18 protein-coding genes are annotated in these 18,803 nt (G+C 72.1%); 1 reads left to right on the plus strand and 17 read right to left on the minus strand.

Translation table 11 applies throughout. The features are described from left to right. Positions 1 to 14: 14 nt before the first annotated feature. The 9 genes from ACFY01_RS18530 to fmt form a co-directional block, all read right to left on the minus strand. Positions 15 to 467, minus strand: coding sequence for an Lrp/AsnC family transcriptional regulator (locus ACFY01_RS18530; protein WP_390736784.1), 453 nt, complete (start codon positions 465 to 467; stop codon positions 15 to 17). Positions 468 to 477: 10 nt separating this feature from the next. After that, positions 478 to 1,953: an amino acid permease gene (locus ACFY01_RS18535; RefSeq protein ID WP_390736785.1), complete on the minus strand. Its 1,476-nt coding sequence runs from the start codon at positions 1,951 to 1,953 to the stop codon at positions 478 to 480. 260 nt (positions 1,954 to 2,213) lie between these two features. After that, positions 2,214 to 3,656, minus strand: a complete 1,443-nt coding sequence (locus ACFY01_RS18540; protein WP_390736786.1) for a GuaB1 family IMP dehydrogenase-related protein — start codon at positions 3,654 to 3,656, stop codon at positions 2,214 to 2,216. Between the two features lie 131 nt (positions 3,657 to 3,787). After that, a complete protein-coding gene (locus tag ACFY01_RS18545) occupies positions 3,788 to 4,102 on the minus strand; it encodes a barstar family protein (protein WP_390736787.1) in 315 nt (104 codons plus the stop codon). 34 nt (positions 4,103 to 4,136) lie between these two features. Then, the gene (locus tag ACFY01_RS18550; RefSeq protein ID WP_390736788.1) at positions 4,137 to 5,180 is read right to left on the minus strand and encodes a sugar-binding transcriptional regulator; all 1,044 of its coding nucleotides are present in this window, start codon (positions 5,178 to 5,180) and stop codon (positions 4,137 to 4,139) included. Positions 5,181 to 5,269: 89 nt separating this feature from the next. Next, positions 5,270 to 5,956, minus strand: coding sequence for a ribulose-phosphate 3-epimerase (rpe, locus tag ACFY01_RS18555; protein ID WP_390736789.1), 687 nt, complete (start codon positions 5,954 to 5,956; stop codon positions 5,270 to 5,272). Between the two features lie 75 nt (positions 5,957 to 6,031). Then, a complete protein-coding gene (locus ACFY01_RS18560; protein WP_390737100.1) occupies positions 6,032 to 6,694 on the minus strand; it encodes a GAP family protein in 663 nt (220 codons plus the stop codon). Between the two features lie 82 nt (positions 6,695 to 6,776). After that, positions 6,777 to 8,195, minus strand: coding sequence for an RsmB/NOP family class I SAM-dependent RNA methyltransferase (locus tag ACFY01_RS18565; RefSeq protein ID WP_390736790.1), 1,419 nt, complete (start codon positions 8,193 to 8,195; stop codon positions 6,777 to 6,779). Between the two features lie 81 nt (positions 8,196 to 8,276). After that, positions 8,277 to 9,206, minus strand: coding sequence for a methionyl-tRNA formyltransferase (gene fmt, locus ACFY01_RS18570; RefSeq protein ID WP_390736791.1), 930 nt, complete (start codon positions 9,204 to 9,206; stop codon positions 8,277 to 8,279). 290 nt (positions 9,207 to 9,496) lie between these two features. On the opposite strand from fmt, the gene ACFY01_RS18575 reads away from it, so the two are divergent. Beyond that, positions 9,497 to 10,039 carry a hypothetical protein gene (locus tag ACFY01_RS18575; protein WP_390736792.1) on the plus strand — a complete coding sequence of 181 codons (543 nt, stop codon included), beginning with the start codon at positions 9,497 to 9,499 and terminating at the stop codon, positions 10,037 to 10,039. A 117-nt stretch (positions 10,040 to 10,156) separates the two neighbouring features. On the opposite strand, the gene ACFY01_RS18580 is transcribed toward ACFY01_RS18575, so the two are convergent. From ACFY01_RS18580 to ACFY01_RS18615, 8 genes are all read right to left on the minus strand, one after another. Further along, complete coding sequence (locus ACFY01_RS18580) at positions 10,157 to 12,316, minus strand: primosomal protein N' (RefSeq protein WP_390736793.1); 2,160 nt, start codon at positions 12,314 to 12,316, stop codon at positions 10,157 to 10,159. Positions 12,317 to 12,433: 117 nt separating this feature from the next. Further along, positions 12,434 to 13,642 carry a methionine adenosyltransferase gene (metK, locus tag ACFY01_RS18585; protein WP_390736794.1) on the minus strand — a complete coding sequence of 403 codons (1,209 nt, stop codon included), beginning with the start codon at positions 13,640 to 13,642 and terminating at the stop codon, positions 12,434 to 12,436. Positions 13,643 to 13,891: 249 nt separating this feature from the next. Next, entirely contained in the window at positions 13,892 to 15,094 is a 1,203-nt protein-coding gene (coaBC, locus tag ACFY01_RS18590; RefSeq protein WP_390736795.1) for a bifunctional phosphopantothenoylcysteine decarboxylase/phosphopantothenate--cysteine ligase CoaBC, read from the minus strand. 113 nt (positions 15,095 to 15,207) lie between these two features. Further along, a complete protein-coding gene (gene rpoZ, locus ACFY01_RS18595; protein ID WP_005319902.1) occupies positions 15,208 to 15,480 on the minus strand; it encodes a DNA-directed RNA polymerase subunit omega in 273 nt (90 codons plus the stop codon). Between the two features lie 51 nt (positions 15,481 to 15,531). Next, a complete protein-coding gene (gene gmk / locus ACFY01_RS18600) occupies positions 15,532 to 16,125 on the minus strand; it encodes a guanylate kinase (protein WP_132853580.1) in 594 nt (197 codons plus the stop codon). Positions 16,126 to 16,185: 60 nt separating this feature from the next. Continuing rightward, on the minus strand, positions 16,186 to 16,509 hold the full coding sequence (locus tag ACFY01_RS18605) for an integration host factor (protein ID WP_003977346.1): 324 nt from the start codon (positions 16,507 to 16,509) through the stop codon (positions 16,186 to 16,188). 298 nt (positions 16,510 to 16,807) lie between these two features. Beyond that, positions 16,808 to 17,653 carry an orotidine-5'-phosphate decarboxylase gene (pyrF, locus tag ACFY01_RS18610; RefSeq protein WP_390736796.1) on the minus strand — a complete coding sequence of 282 codons (846 nt, stop codon included), beginning with the start codon at positions 17,651 to 17,653 and terminating at the stop codon, positions 16,808 to 16,810. Then, the gene (locus ACFY01_RS18615; protein ID WP_390736797.1) at positions 17,650 to 18,756 is read right to left on the minus strand and encodes a quinone-dependent dihydroorotate dehydrogenase; all 1,107 of its coding nucleotides are present in this window, start codon (positions 18,754 to 18,756) and stop codon (positions 17,650 to 17,652) included. The genes pyrF and ACFY01_RS18615 overlap by 4 nt, the downstream gene beginning before the upstream one ends. Positions 18,757 to 18,803 lie beyond the last annotated feature (47 nt).

Here is an 18,803-nt window from a genome sequence, read left to right on the forward strand (position 1 = left end):
CCTGCTGTCGGCGATCAGGTCGGTGACCCCGACGAGAAGCGTCTCAGCAGCGGCGACAGCACCAGTACCGACTTGGTCCGTTCCACGAACGGCTCGCCCGCGATCCGCTCCAGCACCCGCTCGAAGTGGCGCATGTCGGCGGCGAAGACCTGGACGATCGCGTCCGCGTCTCCGGTGACGGTGGACGCGGCCACGACCTCCTGGTAGCGCTCCAGGCCCCGCTGGATCGTCTCCGGCGAGGTGTTGCGCCGGCAGTAGATCTCGATGAACCCTTCCGTCTCCCAGCCGAGCGCCGCCGGGTCCACCCGGACGGTGAAGCCGGTGATGGCTCCGGTGGCGCGCAGCCGGTCCACGCGCCGCTTCACGGCGGGCGCGGACAGGCCGACCATCTGCCCGATGTCCGCGTAGGAGCGGCGGGCGTCCTCGGCGAGGGCGTGCACGATGCGTTCGTCGAGCTGATTCAGCACAGTGGGTCGATCACTTCTCGGATGATGCGGGTGTGGCGAGCCGGGAGCGGCGGTAGCCGTACCCGAAGTAGAACACGAGCCCCACCACCATCCAGACACCGAACACCACCCAGGTGACGGCCGACAGGCTGCCCATCATCCACACGCAGAGGGCCAGGCCCACCATCGGCAGCACCGGCGAGAGCGGCACCCGGAAGGTGCGGGGCATCTGCGGACGGGTCCGGCGCAGCACCACGACGGCGATGTTGACCAGCGCGAAGGCGAACAGCGTGCCGATGCTGGTGGCGTCGGCGAGCTGGCCCAGCGGGATGGCGGCGGCCAGGACGCCGCAGAACAGGGAGACGATCACCGTGTTGGCGCGGGGCGCGCCGGTCTTCGGGTGGACCCTGGCGAAGACCTTGGGCACGAGGCCGTCGCGGGACATCGCGAAGAGGATGCGGGTCTGGCCGTACAGCACGGTCAGCACGACGCTCGCGATGGCGATGACCGCGCAGGCGGCGAGCAGGGTGCCCCAGAAGGTCTGCCCGGTCACCTCGCGCATGATCTGGGCGAGCGCGGCCTCGGAGTCGTTGAACCGCCGCCAGGGCTTGGCGCCGACGGCGACGGCCGCCACCAAGACGTACAGCGCGGTCACGATGGCCAGCGACAGCATGATGGCGCGCGGCAGGTCGCGCTGCGCGTCCTTCGCCTCCTCGCCGGCGGTGGAGGCGGCGTCGAAGCCGATGTACGAGAAGAACAGTGTCGCTCCGGCCGCGCTCACGCCGGTCATGCCCAGCGGCATGAAGTTCTCGTAGTTGCCCGAGCGGAAGCCCTGGACGCCGATGGCGCAGAACAGCACCAGCGCGGCGATCTTCACGCACACCATGACGGTGTTGGCGCGTGCGGACTCCTTGGCGCCGCCGAGCAGGAACGCCATGGCGAGGAGTACGACGATCAGCGCGGGCAGGTTGAAGACGCCCCCGTCGCCGGGCGGGGCCGACAGGGCGTCCGGGATGGTGACGCCTATGGTGCCGTCGAGCAGCTCGTTGAGGTACTCGCCCCAGCCGACGGCCACGGCGGCGACCGACACGCCGTACTCCAGGACCAGGCACCAGCCGCAGACCCAGGCGATCAGCTCGCCCATCGTTGCGTATGCGTACGAGTACGAGGAGCCGGAGACCGGGATGGTGCCGGCCAGCTCGGCGTAGGACAGGGCCGAGAAGAGTGCCGTGAGGCCGGCGATCACGAAGGACAGCGTGACGGCCGGACCGGCCTTGGGGACGGCCTGGCCGAGGACGACGAAGATGCCGGTGCCGAGCGTGGCACCGATGCTGATCATGGTCAGCTGCCACAGTCCGAGGGAGCGCCTGAGGGTGCCCCCCTCGCCCTGTCCACCCTCCGCGACCAGGCGTTCCACGGGTTTGCGACGCATCAGACGCGCGGCGAAGCCCGGGGACGCGGGGGCGGTGGCTCTGCTGTCGTGCGGGGGTGCGCCTTGGTCGAGCACGCGTGGGCTCCTTTATCGCTGCCGGTCAGGGCGGCGGGGACCGGCGGCATCCCTGCGGGGGCAGGGACCCGACGAGCGGGGTCCCCGCCACACCACGTACAGGTGAGCACCCTATGAGCCGACCCTTCACGGGCGTAATGCAGCGACCTTGCGCATCCCCGCAAGATCATTGCGTTCATCGCAACGGGGTGCCCATTCGTTGCGCGCGGGCTGCCGACCGTTGCACGGCTGCCGCGAGCGGTCGTACGGGAGGAGGTCGGTCAGCTCCAGCTGTTGTGCAGCGGCTTGCCTTCGGCGTAGCCCGCGGCGCTCTGGATGCCGACGACGGCCTTCTCGGCGAACTCCTCCAGGGAGGCGGCGCCGGCGTAGGTGCAGGAGGAGCGGACGCCCGCGATGATCGAGTCGATCAGGTCCTCGACGCCCGGGCGGGCCGGGTCGAGGAACATGCGGGAGGTCGAGATGCCCTCCTCGAACAGCGCCTTGCGGGCGCGGTCGTACGCCGACTCCTCGGAGGTGCGGTTGCGCACCGCGCGCGCGGAGGCCATGCCGAACGACTCCTTGTACGGGCGGCCGTTCGCGTCGTGCTGGAGGTCGCCCGGCGACTCGTAGGTCCCCGCGAACCACGAGCCGATCATCACGTTCGACGCGCCGGCCGCGAGGGCCATCGCCACGTCCCGCGGGTGCCGGACGCCGCCGTCGGCCCAGACGTGCTTGCCGTACTTCTTCGCCTCCGCCGCGCACTCCAGGACGGCGGAGAACTGCGGCCGGCCCACACCGGTCATCATGCGGGTGGTGCACATGGCGCCGGGGCCGACGCCGACCTTGACGATGTCGGCGCCCGCCTCGACGAGGTCGCGCACACCCTCGGCGGCCACGATGTTGCCGGCCACGATCGGCACCTGCGGGTCGAGGGCGCGGACCAGCTTGATCGCGCTGATCATCGATTCCTGGTGGCCGTGTGCGGTGTCGATGACGAGCGTGTCCACGCCCGCGTCCAGCAGCTGCTTGGCCTTGCCCGCCACGTCGCCGTTGATGCCGACGGCGGCGGCGACGCGCAGCCTGCCCCGCGCGTCGGTCGCGGGGGTGTACAGGGTCGCGCGCAGGGCGCCCTTGCGGGTGAGGATGCCGGCCAGCCTGCCGTCCTTGTCGACGGCCGGGGCGTAGCGCCGGTTGGCCCCGTCGAGCCGGTTGAAGGCCTCGGTGGGGTCGATGTCGGCGTCGAGCAGCAGCAGGTCCTTGGACATGACCACTTCGAGCTGGGTGAAGCGGTCCACGCCGGTCAGGTCCCGGTCGGTGACGACACCGATGGGCCGGTGCTCGTCGTCGACGACGACGCCCGCGTTGTGCGCCCGCTTGGGCAGCAGGGACAGCGCGTCGGCGACGGTCTGGTGCGGGGCCAGCACGATCGGGGTGTCGAGGACCAGGTGCCGGCTCTTCACCCAGGAGATGACGTCGGCGACGACCTCGATCGGGATGTCCTGCGGGACGACCACCAGACCGCCGCGGCGGGCCACGGTCTCCGCCATGCGACGGCCGGCGATGGCGGTCATGTTGGCGACGACGAGCGGAATGGTGGTGCCCGTGCCGTCCGGGGCGCTGAGGTCCACGCCCTGACGGGATCCCACCGCGGAGCGGCTCGGCACCATGAACACGTCGTCGTACGTCAGGTCGTACGCGGGCCGGATGTCATTGAGGAAACGCACGTGCTGCACATCCCAGTCGTTCGGAGGCGGCCCCCGGACAGGTCAGCCAGGGGGAAAGAGCACGTACTTCATTCTCCCATGGCGTCCGCCGTCTCATCCCCCGACAGAACGTCCAGGCTGGTCAGAGGCCTCTAGGAGGAACCTCCAAGGGTCAGTGCCACGGCGAGCGCCGGGGTCCGGTCCGCGGCCTCGGTGAAGAGGGCCTGGACGATCTTCCACTCCTCGGGGCGGGCCCGGGCGTACGTCTGCCAGTCGCGTACGACGATCAGCAGGCCGCGCTCGCCGGCGTCCCCGGGCCAGACCGTGTGGTCGGAGAGGCTGTCGGCGAGCGCGTCCCAGTTGCGGCCGAACCAGTCGGGCAGGTCCAGGGCGCGGACGCAGCGGTCCATCAGGCCCGCTTTGTCCGTGACCCCGGCGAGGTCGAGTGTGACCACGCGTTCCGTCATCGCGGCACCGCCCCTGTCGTAGTGATCGCGGCCGTCAGGAGCCGTCGGGGTCCGACCGGTTCAGGGCGGACTTCGGCGTCGGGCCCGCGGTCATCAGGTAGTCCGCCGCGGAGGTGTCCGTCACCAGGCTGGTGACGAGCCCCGAGCGCAGCACCGCGTCGATCGCCGCCGCCTTGCGCTGCCCGCCCGCGATCGCCACGACCTCGGGGATGCGGCGGAGCTGGTCGGCCTTGACCGTGATGCACCGCTCCCCGAGGTCCCGGCCGACCCGGCGGCCGTCGGCGTCGAAGAGGTGCGCGGACATCTCGGCGGCGACACCGAGCGAGGCGTAGTGCGCCCGCTCCTCGTCGCTGAGCATGTCGTGGACCGTCGAGATGCCCGGCTCCCAGGAACCGATGGAGACGCAGGCGACCGTGACCTTGTCGAAGTACTCGAAGGCGCGGGCGATCCCGGTCTGGTGGCGCAGCGCCGCCGCGGTGGCCGCGTCCGGCAGCAGCATCGGCGCGTAGATGGGGTGCGCGTCGCCTCCGGAGACCTGGGCGGCACGGCGGACCGCCTCGACCGAGCCGCGTTCGGCGGTCCCCGCGTCGTACACGCCCGTCAGCTGGACCACCGTGCAAGGTGGCAGCCGGTCGAGCGCCGCCGCCATGTGGATGGTGGAACGGCCCCAGGCCAGTCCCAGCACGTCCCCCTCGTTGACGAGCTCGCCGAGCAGGTCGGCGGCGACCTCCCCCAGGTTCTCGGGGTCGGGGGTCTCCTCGGCCTCGGCCGGGGACTCGACCACGACGGCGTGCCTGAGGCCGTAGCGGGCGCGGAGCGCGTCCGAGCGCTCGGCGTCCAGTTCGGCCGGGACTCGGATCTCGATGCGTACGAGGTCCCTTTCGAGGGCAGTCTCAAGTACCCGGGCCACTTTGAAGCGGCTGACGCCGAACTCCTCCGCGATCTGGATCTTGGACTTGCCCTCGAGGTAGAAGCGGCGGGCCATGGCCGCCGCCTGCACCAGCTCAGCGGGTCCCATCCGCATGGCTGACCGGCCCGCCGACATACCCGACACGGCGATCTCCTCACTGCTGTTCACACTCTGGATTCGCCGTTCATCCTTGCAGATTCGGCGCGCTTGATCTGCCCTGATGGGGGCCGTTCACGTAGCTGTGGCCCAAGAGCCGCCTAGTGGTCGCAGGCCCAGGACGCCTTGGCGGTCGCCGCCTCCGCCTGGGTGCGTAGTGCACGTACCGCTTCTGCCGGGTCCTTCGCCCCGTAGACGGCCGAACCGGCGACGAAGACGTCCGCTCCGGCGTCCGCGCACCGCTCGATCGTCGACGTCGAGACGCCCCCGTCGACCTGCAACCACAGCTCGAGCCCGTGCTTGTCGATCAGCTCGCGGGTGCGGCGGATCTTGGGAAGCATGATGTCCAGGAACGCCTGCCCGCCGAATCCCGGCTCAACCGTCATGATCAGCAGCATGTCGAGCTCGGGCAGCAGGTCCTCGTACGGCTCGATGGGCGTCGCGGGCTTGAGCGCCATGGAGGCACGGGCGCCCTTGGCCCGGATCTCGCGGGCGAGCCGGACGGGCGCGGCGGCCGCCTCGACGTGGAAGGTGACGGACGAGGCACCCGCTTCCACGTACTGCGGCGCCCAGCGATCCGCGTCCGCGATCATCAGATGGCAGTCCAGCGGCGTGTCCGTCGCACGGGCCAGGGACTCTACGACCGGCACGCCGAGCGTGAGGTTCGGGACGAAATGGTTGTCCATGACGTCGACGTGGAGCCAGTCGGCTCCCTGGACCGCCTTCGCCTCGTCCGCGAGGCGGGCGAAGTCGGCGGACAGGATACTGGGGTTGATCTGCACGGCCATGACCCAAGCCTGCCATGTTCTTGCACGGTTGTTCGCGCCGGTACGGACCTGGAACACTCGCCGGGCCGCCACGCGTCATCCGGTGAGCTGGTGGATGCTCTTCCCGGTGAGCCAGAAGCCCAGCACCAGGCACCCGAGCACGATCGCCTGCTCCTGGTGGTCCTCCACCCAGGAGCGCAGTCTCAGCAGACGGGCCTTCGCGACCGCCGGGGAGAAGACGACGTACAGCTCGGTGGAGAGCAGGCTCGCGGTGGCGAGCACGCAGAAGGCGAACAGGGCGAGCCAGGACGACAGGCGGGACAGGTCCGCCGACACCACCGTCGTGGCCCCCGCGGCCACCAGACCCCACGGTTGCAGGAGCACCGCGAGCCCCGCGGCCGACCACATGCCGGTGCGGTCCGTCTCGGACGTCAGGCTCGCGGCGGCGGGCGCCCGGTCCCGCGCGGGACCGGCCACCATCCGCCGGCGCCGGTGCTCGCCGTAGAGGACGAGGACCACGCCGATGAGAAGCTTGGCCGCGAGAGCCGCGACGGAGGGTGGGGACCGGGGCGGCGGGGGCTGCCCGCCGGTCAGGGTGAGGACGATCGCCAGCACCGTGACCAGGCAGGCGAGCCAGCTCAGGATGAAGACCAGTCCCTTCCACACCCCCCGCGCCGACGCGACCAGCAGGACGAACGCCATGAGGGGCAGGGGGTCGAGCGTGATCGCCAGAGCGATCAGCAGCAGGTCGAGCAGCACGGCGACTCCCAGATGCCGGGACACCCCGAGGCTATGCGCGGACCACGGACATCACATCCCGCGGTCCGCCCCCGTACGGCGGTCAGCCGGTTCGGCGGATGAGGGCCAGGTACATCGCGTCCGTGCCGTGCAGATGGGGCCACAGTTGTACGTCGGGGCCCTCGCCGAGTGCCGGGAGGCCCGGCAGGAGGGGGCGGGCGTCGAGGAGTTCGGTGTCCGGGTGCTGCTTGAGGACGTCCTCGACGACGGCCCGGGTCTCGGCGAGGTGCGGCGAGCAGGTGGCGTAGCCGACGACGCCGCCGACCCGCACCGAGTCCAGCGCGCCGCGCAGCAGGGCGCGCTGGAGCGGCGCGAAGGTCTCCAGATCCTCCGGGCGTCGCCGCCAGCGGGCCTCGGGCCGCCGGCGCAGGGCGCCCAGACCGGTGCACGGCACGTCCACCAGCACCCGGTCGAAGCTGGCGGGCCGCCACGGCGGCCGGGTCCCGTCGGCGGCGATCACCTGGTACGGCCCGGGGTTGCCGGCCAGCGCCCTGGCCACCAGCCCGGCGCGGTGCGGCTGCTTCTCGGAGGCGAGCAGCGTCGCCCCGCGTCCGGCGGCGAGCGCACCGAGCAGCGCGGCCTTGCCGCCGGGCCCGGCGCAGCCGTCGAGCCACTTCTCGTCCGGCCCCTCCAGCGGCGCGTTCGCCAGCGCGAGGGCGACGAGCTGGCTGCCCTCGTCCTGCACCCCGGCCCGGCCCTCCCGCACCGCCTCGACCGCACCCGGCTCCCCGCCCTCGGTGAGCCGCACCGCGTACGGCGACCAGCGGCCGGGCACGGCGGCCTCCTCGCGGAGCAGCTCCTCGGTCGTGGCCCTCCCGGGCCGGGCGACGAGGGTGACCTCGGGCCGCTCGTTGTCGGCCGCCAGCAGCTCCTCGATCCCGGCGCGGCCGCCGCCGAGCGAGTCCCACAGCGCGGAGACGACCCAGCGGGGGTGGGAGTGCACGACGGCGAGGTGGTCCTCGGGATCCTCGTCGTAGGGCGGCGCGATCTTCGCCAGCCAGCCGTCGAGGTCGTCCTGCGCCACCTTGCGCAGCACCGCGTTGACGAACTTCGCCCGGCCGTCGCCGAGCACGACCCGGGCCAGCTCGACGGAGGCGGACACGGCGGCGTGCGTCGGGATCCGCGTCCCGAGCAGCTGGTGCGCGCCGAGGCTGAGCACGTCGAGGACGGGCGGGTCGACCTCCCTGAGCGGCCGGTCGACACAGGCGGCGATGACGGCGTCGTACGTGCCCTGCCGGCGCAGCGTCCCGTACACCAGCTCCGTGGCCAGGGCCGCGTCCCGGGCGTCGAAGTCGCCCTTCTCCCGCGCCTTCCGCAGCAGCGGCGGCAGTACGAGGTTGGCGTACGCGTCCCGCTCGTCCACGGCACGCAGCGCCTCGAAGGCGAGGAAGCGGACGGGGTCCTTCTGGGGACGGCGGTAGGGCTTGGCGGGCTTACGGGGCCGACGGGGCTGGTCGCTCACGAAAAAGGTGCTCCGGGTGTGGGATGGGGTGCGGTGTCCAGCGTACGTCCGGCCGGCACCGGCGAAGACGGGCCGGGCGCGTCAGCCCAGCGACTCCCCGTCCGCGATGCGCACACCCCGGGCCCAGTCCGCCGCACGCATCGGCTTCTTGCCCTGGGCCTGCACCCACAGCAGCTCGACGGCGTACGAACCGGTACCGACGTGCACGCTGTTCTTGCCGACCGCCAGCCGCCCCGGCGCGAGGTCCGTCCGCTCCTGCACGGGCGTGACCTGGATGAGCTTGAGCCGCTCGCCACGGAAAGCGGTCCAGGCACCGGGCGCCGGGGTGCAGCCGCGCACGACCCGGTCCACCCGGAGCGCGGGGGCCGACCAGTCGACCTGGGCGTCCTCCACGGTGATCTTGGGGGCGAGGGTGATCCCGTCGGCGGGCTGCGGTACGGCCTTCAGCGTGCCGTCCTCGATGCCGTCCATGGTGGCGGCGAGCAGCCCGGCGCCCGCGAAGGCCAGCCGGGTGAGCAGATCACCGCTGGTGTCGGTGGGCCGGATCTCCTCGGTGACCGTCCCGTACACCGGGCCCGAGTCCAGCCCCTCCTCGATGAGGAAGGTGGAGGCCCCGGTGATCTCGTCCCCCGCCATGACGGCGTGCTGCACGGGAGCCGCCCCGCGCCAGGCCGGCAGCAGCGAGAAGTGCAGGTTGACCCAGCCGTGCGCGGGCACGTCGAGGGCCACCCTGGGCAGCAGGGCGCCGTAGGCGACGACGGGGCAGCAGTCGGGCGCGATCTCCCTGAGCCGCTCCAGGAACTCCGGGTCCCGCGGCTTGCCGGGCTTGAGCACCTCGATCCCGGCCTCCGCCGCGCGTTCGGCCACGGGAGAGGCGACCAGCCTGCGTCCCCGGCCGGCCGGCGCGTCGGGGCGCGTGACGACGGCGGCCACCTCGTGCCGCCCGGAGGCGAGGAGAGCGTCCAGAGCGGGAACGGCGACCTCGGGGGTACCGGCGAAGACGAGCTTCATGGGTGGCAACGGGCCTCTCGGGCGGCGATTGACGGGCAACGCACAAGTCTATGCCGTGATCATCGACCACGAACGGCAAGCCGCCGACGGCGAGCACCCCCACGGGAGACCGAGCCTCCCGGCCAACTGGAAACAGGTGGCGCGCGGGTGGGAGAACGGCGTACAGGCAAGCCCACACGCCCCCACCCCGTTACCAGCGGAGCGCACACGCGTTGGTCAAGACAGAGTTGACCACATCGGGCCGCTTTCGCGGCCCAATTCCTTTCAACGCCGGTTCGAGAGGCTTGTTCATGGCCGACCACGCAACCCACGACGCCCAGGCCCGGGCCAGCCTGCACTTGCTGGTGCGGGACATCGAGCGGGTCCGCCGGCAGGTGGACGCGCTGCGCACGCTCACCGCCCAGCTGGGCAACGTCTACCGCCCGCGCCGCTCCGGCCCCTCCACGGGCTTCGTCGTCTACGGACGCGCCCCCGCCCCGACGGTCCGTCTCGCCCAGGAACTCCGGGACAGTGTCGAGACCCTGGTCACGGCCGCCGTGGACTTCGACCGCTCGCTCGGCTTCTCCTGGGACGCGGTGGGCTCCGCGCTCGGGGTCACCAAGCAGGCCGTCCACCGCCGTTACGGCGCCCGCCGAGCCGCGGCCCAGGCGGCCGCGGACGCCGAGCGCTCGACGGAGCCGTCGGGCACCCGCACGCTCAACGTGAACACCGGTCTGCCCGCGATGCCGACGGTCCCGGCGGCCCGTTCGATGCCGACCCAGCCGACCGCGGGCAGCCCCACGCTCCGCGAAGAGGCCAGGACCACGGCCTTCCCGGGACCGCGCAACGGCTGACGCCCGGCGCTCCGGTCCCTCCTCGCCCTGCCCTCCCGGCACACGCATCCGGGAGGGCGGCCGTGTGTCCGGGCCCACCTCGCCCGCACCCGCCCGCTCACTCACCCGGTGACCGACTCACCCGATGTCCGGCGGGTCGATCCGCACCCGAACCGGCGCCTCCCCGCTCCCCCGCGCCATCCGCGCGGCCTGCGCCGCCTTCAGCGCGGACGCGAGAGCGGCCCCGCTGCCCGGCGGCACCCGGACCAGGGCCCGCTCCCAGTGCTCTCCGGGAGGCGGTGCTCCCGGCCGCCGGGGCCGCCCGGGAAGCGTGTCCGGCACCGGCACGGGGCCCAGCACCTCGGCGTCCGGCGGGAGTTCGACCGTGCCGAGGAACTCCGCGACGGCCTGTGCCGTCCCCGTCACCGCCGCCATCCGCGACACCGGCGGGAACCCCAGCTCGGCCCGCTCGGCCAGCTCCCGCACCGCGTGTCCGACGGGATCCCAGCGCACCAGCGCCTGCACGGGCCGCAGCGTGGGCTCGGCGACGACGACCACGGTCCCGCCCTCGCCCTGCGGCCGCACCAGTGCCGAGGCCCCGATCCAGCGCCGCAGCGCGTCCTCGCCCGCGCGCAGGTCGGGCCGGCCGAGCATGGCCCAGCCGTCCAGCAGCAGGGCCGCCGCGTAGCCGCCCTCGGCGACCGGCTCGGCTCCGGGGGTGCTCACCACCAGCGCCGGCGCGGACGGCACCGTGTCCAGCACGTGCTCACGGCCGGACGTCCGCACGGGGACGGCGGGGAAGGCCCGGCCCAGTTCCTCGGCGGTCCGCCGCGCCCCGACCACCTGGGCGCGCAGCCGGAAGCCCCCGCACTCCGGGCAGTGCCAGGCGCCCTCCTCGCGTCCGCACCAGCCGCAGCGCAGAGCCCCGGCGTCCTCAGCCTCCAGCGGCCCGGAGCAGTGCCGGCAGCGCGCGGGCGCCCGGCACTGGGCACAGGCCATGCGGGGCACGTATCCCCGCCGGGGCACCTGCACCAGGACCGGCCCGTGCCGCAGTCCCTCCCGGGCGGCCTGCCAGGCGAGCGACGGCAGTCGGGCGGCGCGGGCGGCCTCGTCGCGCCCCAGCTCTCCGTCCCCGACGGTGCGCACCAGGGGCGCGGTCCGCCGCACCTGCTCCCGCCCCGCGACCAGGGGCCGGGCCCAGCCGCTCTCCACGAGTTGCGCCGCCTCCACGGTGCAGCTCCAACTGCCCAGCAGAAAGCCGCACTTGTCCAGCGCGGCGCGCAGCAGCAGCACATCACGGGTGTGCGGCTGCGGGGCGTGCTGCTCGCTGTGGCTGTCGTCCCCGTCGTCCCAGACGGCGACGAGCCCGAGATCCCGGACCGGCGCGAACATGGCGGCCCGCGTCCCGACCACGGCCCGCACCGACCCGCGCCGCACGGCGAGCCACTGCGCGTACCGCTTCTCGGGCCCGGCGTCGGCGGTGAGCAGCGCGTGCCGCCCCTCGCCGAGCAGTGCGGTGAGCGCGGCGTCGACCCGGGCGGCGGCCCGCCCGTCCGGTACGACGACGAGTGCGCCGCGCCCCGAGGCGAGCGTCGCGGCCACCGCCCGTGCCAGCTCCTCGCTCCACCCGGGCCCGGGCAGCGCGTTCCACACGGCGCGCGGCGCGCCCCCGGAGGCCAGCGACTCGACGAAGGCGGCCCCGTGCTCGTACCTGGCCCACGATCCGGCGTCGGGCACCGCGGGCGGCGGCAGCGGCGCCGGTGACGGCCGCTGCTCGGCACGCGCGCTGCGCGGGGGCACGGCCAGCTGGAGTACGTCGGCGAGGCTGCCCGCGTACCGGTCGGCGACGGCCCGCGCGAGCCCCAGCAGTTCCTCGCTCAGTACGGGTTCGGGCGAGACGACCTGGGCCAGCGCCGCCAGCGGCCCGGAGTAGTCCGACTCGGCCAGCCGCTCGACGAGGAACCCGTCGATGAGCCCCCCGCCCTCGCGGCGCCCTTCCCGGACCCGGCCCCGCCCGGCCCCGAACCGCACCCGGACCCGCACCCCGGGCCGCGCCTGCTCGTCCAGTTCCTCGGGCACGGCGTAGTCGAAGTACCGGTCGAGGTGGAGCACGCCCTTGTCGACCAGCACCCGTGCCACCGGCAGTTCCCTGGCCAGCGCGGCCCCCCGCCAGGTCCTCGGCTTGGCGCGCGGCGCCTTCGCCTTCCCCTGCCGGACACCCTCCCGGATGAGCGCGAGCTGCTCCGCCGCCGGGGCCCCTTCGGTCCCGCCGTCCCCCTGCCCGTTCTCGCTGCTCACGCTTGCATTCTTACCAAACTCCACTGACAACCGGCGCGGACCGTGATCACCACGGTGAAATGCCGGGGCCCGGCCCCCCAGAGGGAAGCCGGGCCTCGGCGGGAAGCCGTGCGAGACCTACAGGCCCACGGCCTTGCGCAGCGCGTCCACGCGGTCCGTGCGCTCCCAGGTGAAGTCGGGGAGCTCGCGGCCGAAGTGGCCGTACGCCGCGGTCTGGGCGTAGATCGGGCGGAGCAGGTCGAGGTCGCGGATGATGGCGGCCGGACGGAGGTCGAAGACCTCGTCGATCGCCTTCTCGATCTTCTCGGTCTCTACCTTGTGGGTGCCGAAGGTCTCGACGAACAGACCGACCGGCTCGGCCTTGCCGATGGCGTAGGCCACCTGGACCTCGCAGCGGGAGGCCAGGCCCGCGGCGACGACGTTCTTGGCGACCCAGCGCATCGCGTAGGCCGCCGAGCGGTCCACCTTGGACGGGTCCTTGCCGGAGAAGGCACCGCCGCCGTGGCGGGCCATGCCGCCGTAGGTGTCGATGATGATCTTGCGGCCGGTCAGGCCGGCGTCGCCCATCGGACCGCCGATCTCGAAGCGGCCGGTGGGGTTGACCAGCAGGCGGTAGCCCTCGGTGTCGAGCTTGATGCCCTCGTCGAGGAGCGCCTTCAGCTCGGGCTCGACGACGAACTCACGGATGTCGGGCGCGAGCAGCGACTCCAGGTCGATGTCGCTCGCGTGCTGAGAGGAGACGACGACCGTGTCGAGGCGGACGGCCTTGTCGCCGTCGTACTCGATGGTGACCTGCGTCTTGCCGTCCGGGCGCAGGTAGGGGATGGTGCCGTTCTTGCGGACCTCCGACAGGCGCTTCGACAGACGGTGCGCCAGGAAGATCGGCAGCGGCATCAGGGTGGGCGTCTCGTCGGCCGCGTAGCCGAACATGAGGCCCTGGTCGCCGGCACCCTGCTTGTCGAGCTCGTCGTCGTCGCCCTCGACCCGGGACTCGTAGGCCGTGTCCACGCCCTGCGCGATGTCCGGGGACTGCGCGCCGATCGAGACGGACACGCCGCAGGAGGCGCCGTCGAAGCCCTTCTTCGAGGAGTCGTAACCGATCTCGAGGATCTTGTTGCGGACGAGGGTCGCGATGTCCGCGTAGGTCTTGGTGGTGACCTCGCCGGCCACGTGCACCAGACCGGTCGTGATCAGCGTCTCCACGGCGACCCGGGAGGTCGGGTCCTCACGCAGAAGCGCGTCGAGAATGGTGTCGCTGATCTGGTCAGCGATCTTGTCGGGGTGACCTTCGGTCACGGACTCCGAAGTGAACAGGCGACGGGACACAACGCTCCCTGGGGTTGCAGCGGCTGCTGGCTGATCATTGGCGGACGACGCGGGAGCTGCGCCCGGCATCGTCCGAGGACAGTTTATCGGTCGCACTCTGCCGACGGACCACCTGTCTCGCCTCTCGGGAGCCCTGTGACCTGCGACACGGGCATTCTGCCCAATGCGCGGCGGCCTTGGCCAGGGGCGCCACGCGACAATGTCATCTTTGACGATGCCGCCGAACGGCGGAGACGAAGCCCTTGACGATCAGCCCAGCCGTCCGCTCACGAGGTCCCAGACGATCTCGGCGAGGGCTTCCTTGGGCCCGTGCGACACGGGAGTCTCGCTGCCGTCGGCACCCAGCACGACCGCCTCGTTCTCTTCGGAACCGAAGGTCTTGCGCTCCCCCACCTCGTTCACCACGAGGAAGTCGCAGCCCTTGCGCACCAGCTTCTTCCGGCCGTTCGCGAGGACGTCGTCCGTCTCGGCGGCGAAGCCGACGACCACCTGTCCGGGCCGGGGCCGTTCGGCCGAGATCTCCGCGAGGATGTCCGGATTCCGCACGAGGGTGATCGGCTCGGGGTCCTGGTCGTCCTTCTTCTTGATCTTCCCGGCCGCGTAGGCCGCGGGACGGAAATCGGCCACGGCGGCGGCCATGACCACGGCATCGGCGTCGGAGGCCGCCTTCAGTACCGCCTCACGCAGCTGGACGGCCGTGCCGACGGGGACGACGTCCACGCCGGCCGGGTCCGGCAGACCGGTGTTCGCCGCGACCAGCGTCACCCGGGCGCCCCGCGCGGCGGCCGTGCGGGCCAGGGCGTAGCCCTGCTTGCCGGAGGAGCGGTTGCCGAGGAAGCGGACCGGGTCGAGGGGCTCACGGGTGCCGCCGGCGCTGACGACGACGTGCCGGCCGGCGAGATCCGGCTCCCTCACCCCCCGGGCGAGGACCCGGCGGCAGACCTCGAACATCTCGGCCGGGTCGGGCAGCCGTCCCTTGCCCGTGTCGACGCCGGTCAGGCGGCCGACCGCCGGTTCGATGACGACGGCGCCCCGGCGGCGCAGCGTCGCCACGTTCTCCTGGGTCGCCGGGTGCTCCCACATCTCGGTGTGCATGGCGGGGGCGAAGACGACCGGACAGCGGGCGGTGAGCAACGTGTTCGTCAGCAGGTCGTCGGCGAGGCCGTGGGCGGCCTTGGCGAGCATGTCGGCCGTGGCGGGGGCGACGACCACCAGGTCGGCCTGCTGGCCGATGCGGACGTGCGGCACCTCGTGGACGTCGTCCCAGACCTCGGTCGAGACGGGGTTGCCGGAGAGGGCGGACCAGGTGGCTGCGCCGACGAAGTGCAGCGCGGAGGCCGTGGGAACCACGCGGACGTCATGCCCGGACTCGGTCAGCCTGCGCAGCAGCTCGCACGCCTTGTACGCGGCGATGCCGCCACTGACCCCCAGAACGACCTTCGGCTTGTCCACCGTTTCTCCCCGGACCTCGGAAACGTACGAGTCACGTACGACTCAATGACACACCACAGGCCCGGCAGTCGACCTGCCGGGCCTGTGGAAAAGTCACCTGCAATGTGAAGGTACTACTGCGCCGGGCCCTCGATGGCCTCGGAGGTCAGCAGACCCGCGTTGATCTCGCGCAGGGCGATGGAGAGCGGCTTCTCGTGGACGTGGGTGTCCACGAGCGGACCGACGTACTCCAGGAGGCCCTCGCCGAGCTGCGAGTAGTACGCGTTGATCTGGCGGGCCCGCTTGGCCGCGTAGATCACGAGGCTGTACTTCGAGTCGGTGGCCTCGAGGAGCTCGTCGATCGGCGGGTTGATGATGCCCTCGGGCGCGGTGATGGAAGAGGACACGCTCTACCTTCCGATGGATGGGAAAGAATCAGTTGAGGGTGATCTTCACGATCACACAACGTCCATCAAGGCTAGCAGCTCGCGCGCCACGTCCTCGACGGAGGTGTTGACCAGGGTCTCGTCGAACTCCGGCTCGGCCGCCAATTCGACCTTGGCCGCCTCCAGGCGACGCTCGATCACCTCGGGCGGCTCGGTGCCCCGGCCGGTGAGCCTGCGCACGAGCTCCTCCCAGGAGGGGGGAGCCAGGAACACCAGCTGCGCCTCGGGCATGGACTCCCGGACCTGCCGGGCACCCTGGAGATCGATCTCCAGGAGGACCGGCACACCGTCCTCCAGGTGCTCCAGCACGGCCTGGCGGGGGGTGCCGTAGCGGTTGCCGGCGAATTCGGCCCACTCCAGCAGCTCGCCGTTGGCGATCAGCTTGTCCATCTCGTCGTCCGTGACGAAGAAGTAGTGGACACCGTGCTTCTCGCCGGGGCGCGGCTTGCGGGTGGTCGCCGACACCGAGAGCCAGACCTCGGGGTGTTCCTTGCGCATATGGGCGACGACCGTGCTCTTGCCGACCCCGGAGGGGCCGGAGAGCACGGTCAGCCGCGGACGTACGTCCGGGGGCTCGGGGGTCGTCCCCCGGAATGTTGCAGCCATGCAGCGATTATTCCAGCAATCCCGGGTTGCCCGGGACGCCGGTCCCGGACTGCCCGGTACTCAGGAGCCGGTGCTCCCGAACTCGCGCTCCAGGGAGGCGATCTGGTTGGAACCGAGGCCACGCACGCGGCGGCTCTCGGAGATCCCGAGTCGCTCCATGATCTGCTTGGCGCGGACCTTGCCCACGCCCGGGAGGGACTCGAGCAGGGCGGAGACCTTCATCTTGCCGATGACGTCGTTCTCCTGGCCCTGCTTGATGACCTCGTGAAGAGAGGCGCCGGAGTGCTTGAGTCGATTCTTGACCTCGGCCCGCTCCCGGCGAGCCGCGGCGGCCTTTTCGAGCGCGGCTGCGCGCTGTTCAGGGGTAAGGGGCGGAAGAGCCACGCCTACGTCACCTCGGATGTCGAACTGTCGGATACGGACCGGTGAGGAACCTAGTCGCCCCACACCTGGGGAGCCACGAGCAACACGCTTGCCCGTTCTCTGCTCGGAGACTAGCGGTCAAGTGCGCCAGAGTCAGCGAGAACAGCGGAAAAGTCCTGGTCAGCCTCCGCCAGGCCGGACATTTCAGACATAATGCCCTCGATTTGAGGATGTATTCACACTCAAGTCGCCCCCGAGCCCCCCGCCGGGGCACTCATCGGAGGACTCGGCAGGGACTCGGTGTGCACCCGGCACGGGCTCAGGCACCCGTCACGGCGGCCCGGACCTCGTCCGCGAACCGCTCCGCGGCCGCGCGCAGCGCGCCGACCTCGGGACCGTGACGCAGAACACCCCGGCTGACGTTCGGCACGACATTGCGCACCGCCGGTCCGAACACCCGGGGAAGATCGGCCGGTGTCGCCCCCTGGGCCCCGACGCCGGGGGCGAGCAGCGGGCCGTTGATGGCGAGGTCGTACGACGACAGGTCGCCCAGCGTGGCGCCCACGACCGCGCCGAAGGACCCCAGCGGCTCCTCCCCCGCGTTCTCCGCCGCCAGGTGGCCCAGCACCGTCGCGCCGACGTCGCGTCCGTCCGCGCGGACCGCGTGCTGCACCTCGTGGCCCTCGGGGTTGGAGGTGAGCGCCAGCACGAACAGGCCCGTGCCGCTCTCCCGGGCCAGCGCCACGGCCGGGCTCAGGGAGCCGTAGCCGAGGTAGGGCGAGACGGTCAGGGCGTCCGAGAACAGCGGGGCGTCCTTGTGCAGGAACGCCTCGGCGTACCCGGCCATGGTCGAGCCGATGTCGCCGCGCTTGGCGTCCATCACCACCAGGGCACCGGCCTCGCGCGCCTCCCGCACGGTCGCCTCCAGGACGGCGATGCCCCGCGAGCCGAAGCGCTCGAAGAAGGCACTCTGCGGCTTCAGGACGGCGACCCGGCCGGCCACCGCCTCGACGACCGTGCGGCTGAACCGCTCGAGCCCGGCGACGTCGTCGTTCAGGCCCCACTCGGCGAGCAGGGAGGCGTGCGGGTCGATCCCGACACACAGCGGGCCGCGCTCGTCCATCGCGCGGCGCAGGCGTGCGCCGAAGGGCTCGTGGGACGTCATGCGGGCTTCCTCACGTCGGCGCCGACCGCGTCGGCGAGGGTGGCGTACGGGCTGGTGCGCAGGCGGGCCGCCAGCCCCTTGTGGATGGCGCGGCCCCAGAGGGGCCCCTCGTAGATGAAGGCGCTGTAGCCCTGGACCAGCGTGGCGCCCGCCAGGATGCGCTGCCAGGCGTCCTCGGCGTTCTCGACGCCGCCGACGCCCACCAGGGTGATGCGGTCGCCCACGCGTGCGTACAGGCGGCGCAGCACCTCCAGGGAGCGCGCCTTCAGCGGCGCGCCCGACAGCCCGCCGGCCTCCTTCACCAGAGAGGGTTCGGATGTCAGACCGAGCCCCTCGCGCGCGATGGTGGTGTTCGTGGCGATGATCCCGTCCAGGCCGAGGTCGACGGCCAGGTCGGCGACCGCGTCGACGTCCTCGTCGGCGAGGTCCGGCGCGATCTTCACCAGCAGCGGCACGCGGCGTCCCGGCACGACCCGGTCGGCGGCCTCGCGCACGGCGCTCAGCAGCGGCCGCAGCGCCTCGGTGGCCTGGAGGTTGCGCAGCCCGGGCGTGTTCGGGGAGGAGACGTTGACAACCAGGTAGTCCGCGTACGGGGCCAGTCGCTCGGCCGACTTCACGTAGTCGCCGACCGCCTCGGCCTCGGGGACCACCTTGGTCTTGCCGATGTTCACGCCCACGACCGTCCTGAAGACGGGCTCGCGCGTGGCCAGGCGGGCCGCGACGGCCAGCGAGCCGTCGTTGTTGAAGCCCATGCGGTTGATCAGCGCGCGGTCCGCGACGAGCCGGAACAGCCGCTTCCTGGGGTTGCCGGGCTGCGGCTCGCCGGTGACGGTCCCGATCTCGACGTGGTCGAAGCCCAGCATCGACATGCCGTCGATGGCGACCGCGTTCTTGTCGAAGCCGGCGGCGAGACCGAAGGGGCCGTGCATGCGCAGCCCGAAGGCCTCGGTGCGCAGTTCCTTGTAGCGGGGCGCGAGGGCCGCGGCGACGAAGGTGCGCAGCACCGGGATGCGGGCGGCGAGCCGGATCCACCGGAAGGCGAGGTGGTGGGCCTTCTCGGGATCCATCCGTTTGAAAACCAGACGGAAGAATTGCTTGTACATGTCCAGATGTCCTCGTGAGGCCTCATGAAGAGGGGGACACCGTTCCC

Source organism: Streptomyces sp. NPDC001480 (genome assembly GCF_042894725.1).
In the GTDB taxonomy this organism is placed as follows: domain Bacteria; phylum Actinomycetota; class Actinomycetes; order Streptomycetales; family Streptomycetaceae; genus Streptomyces.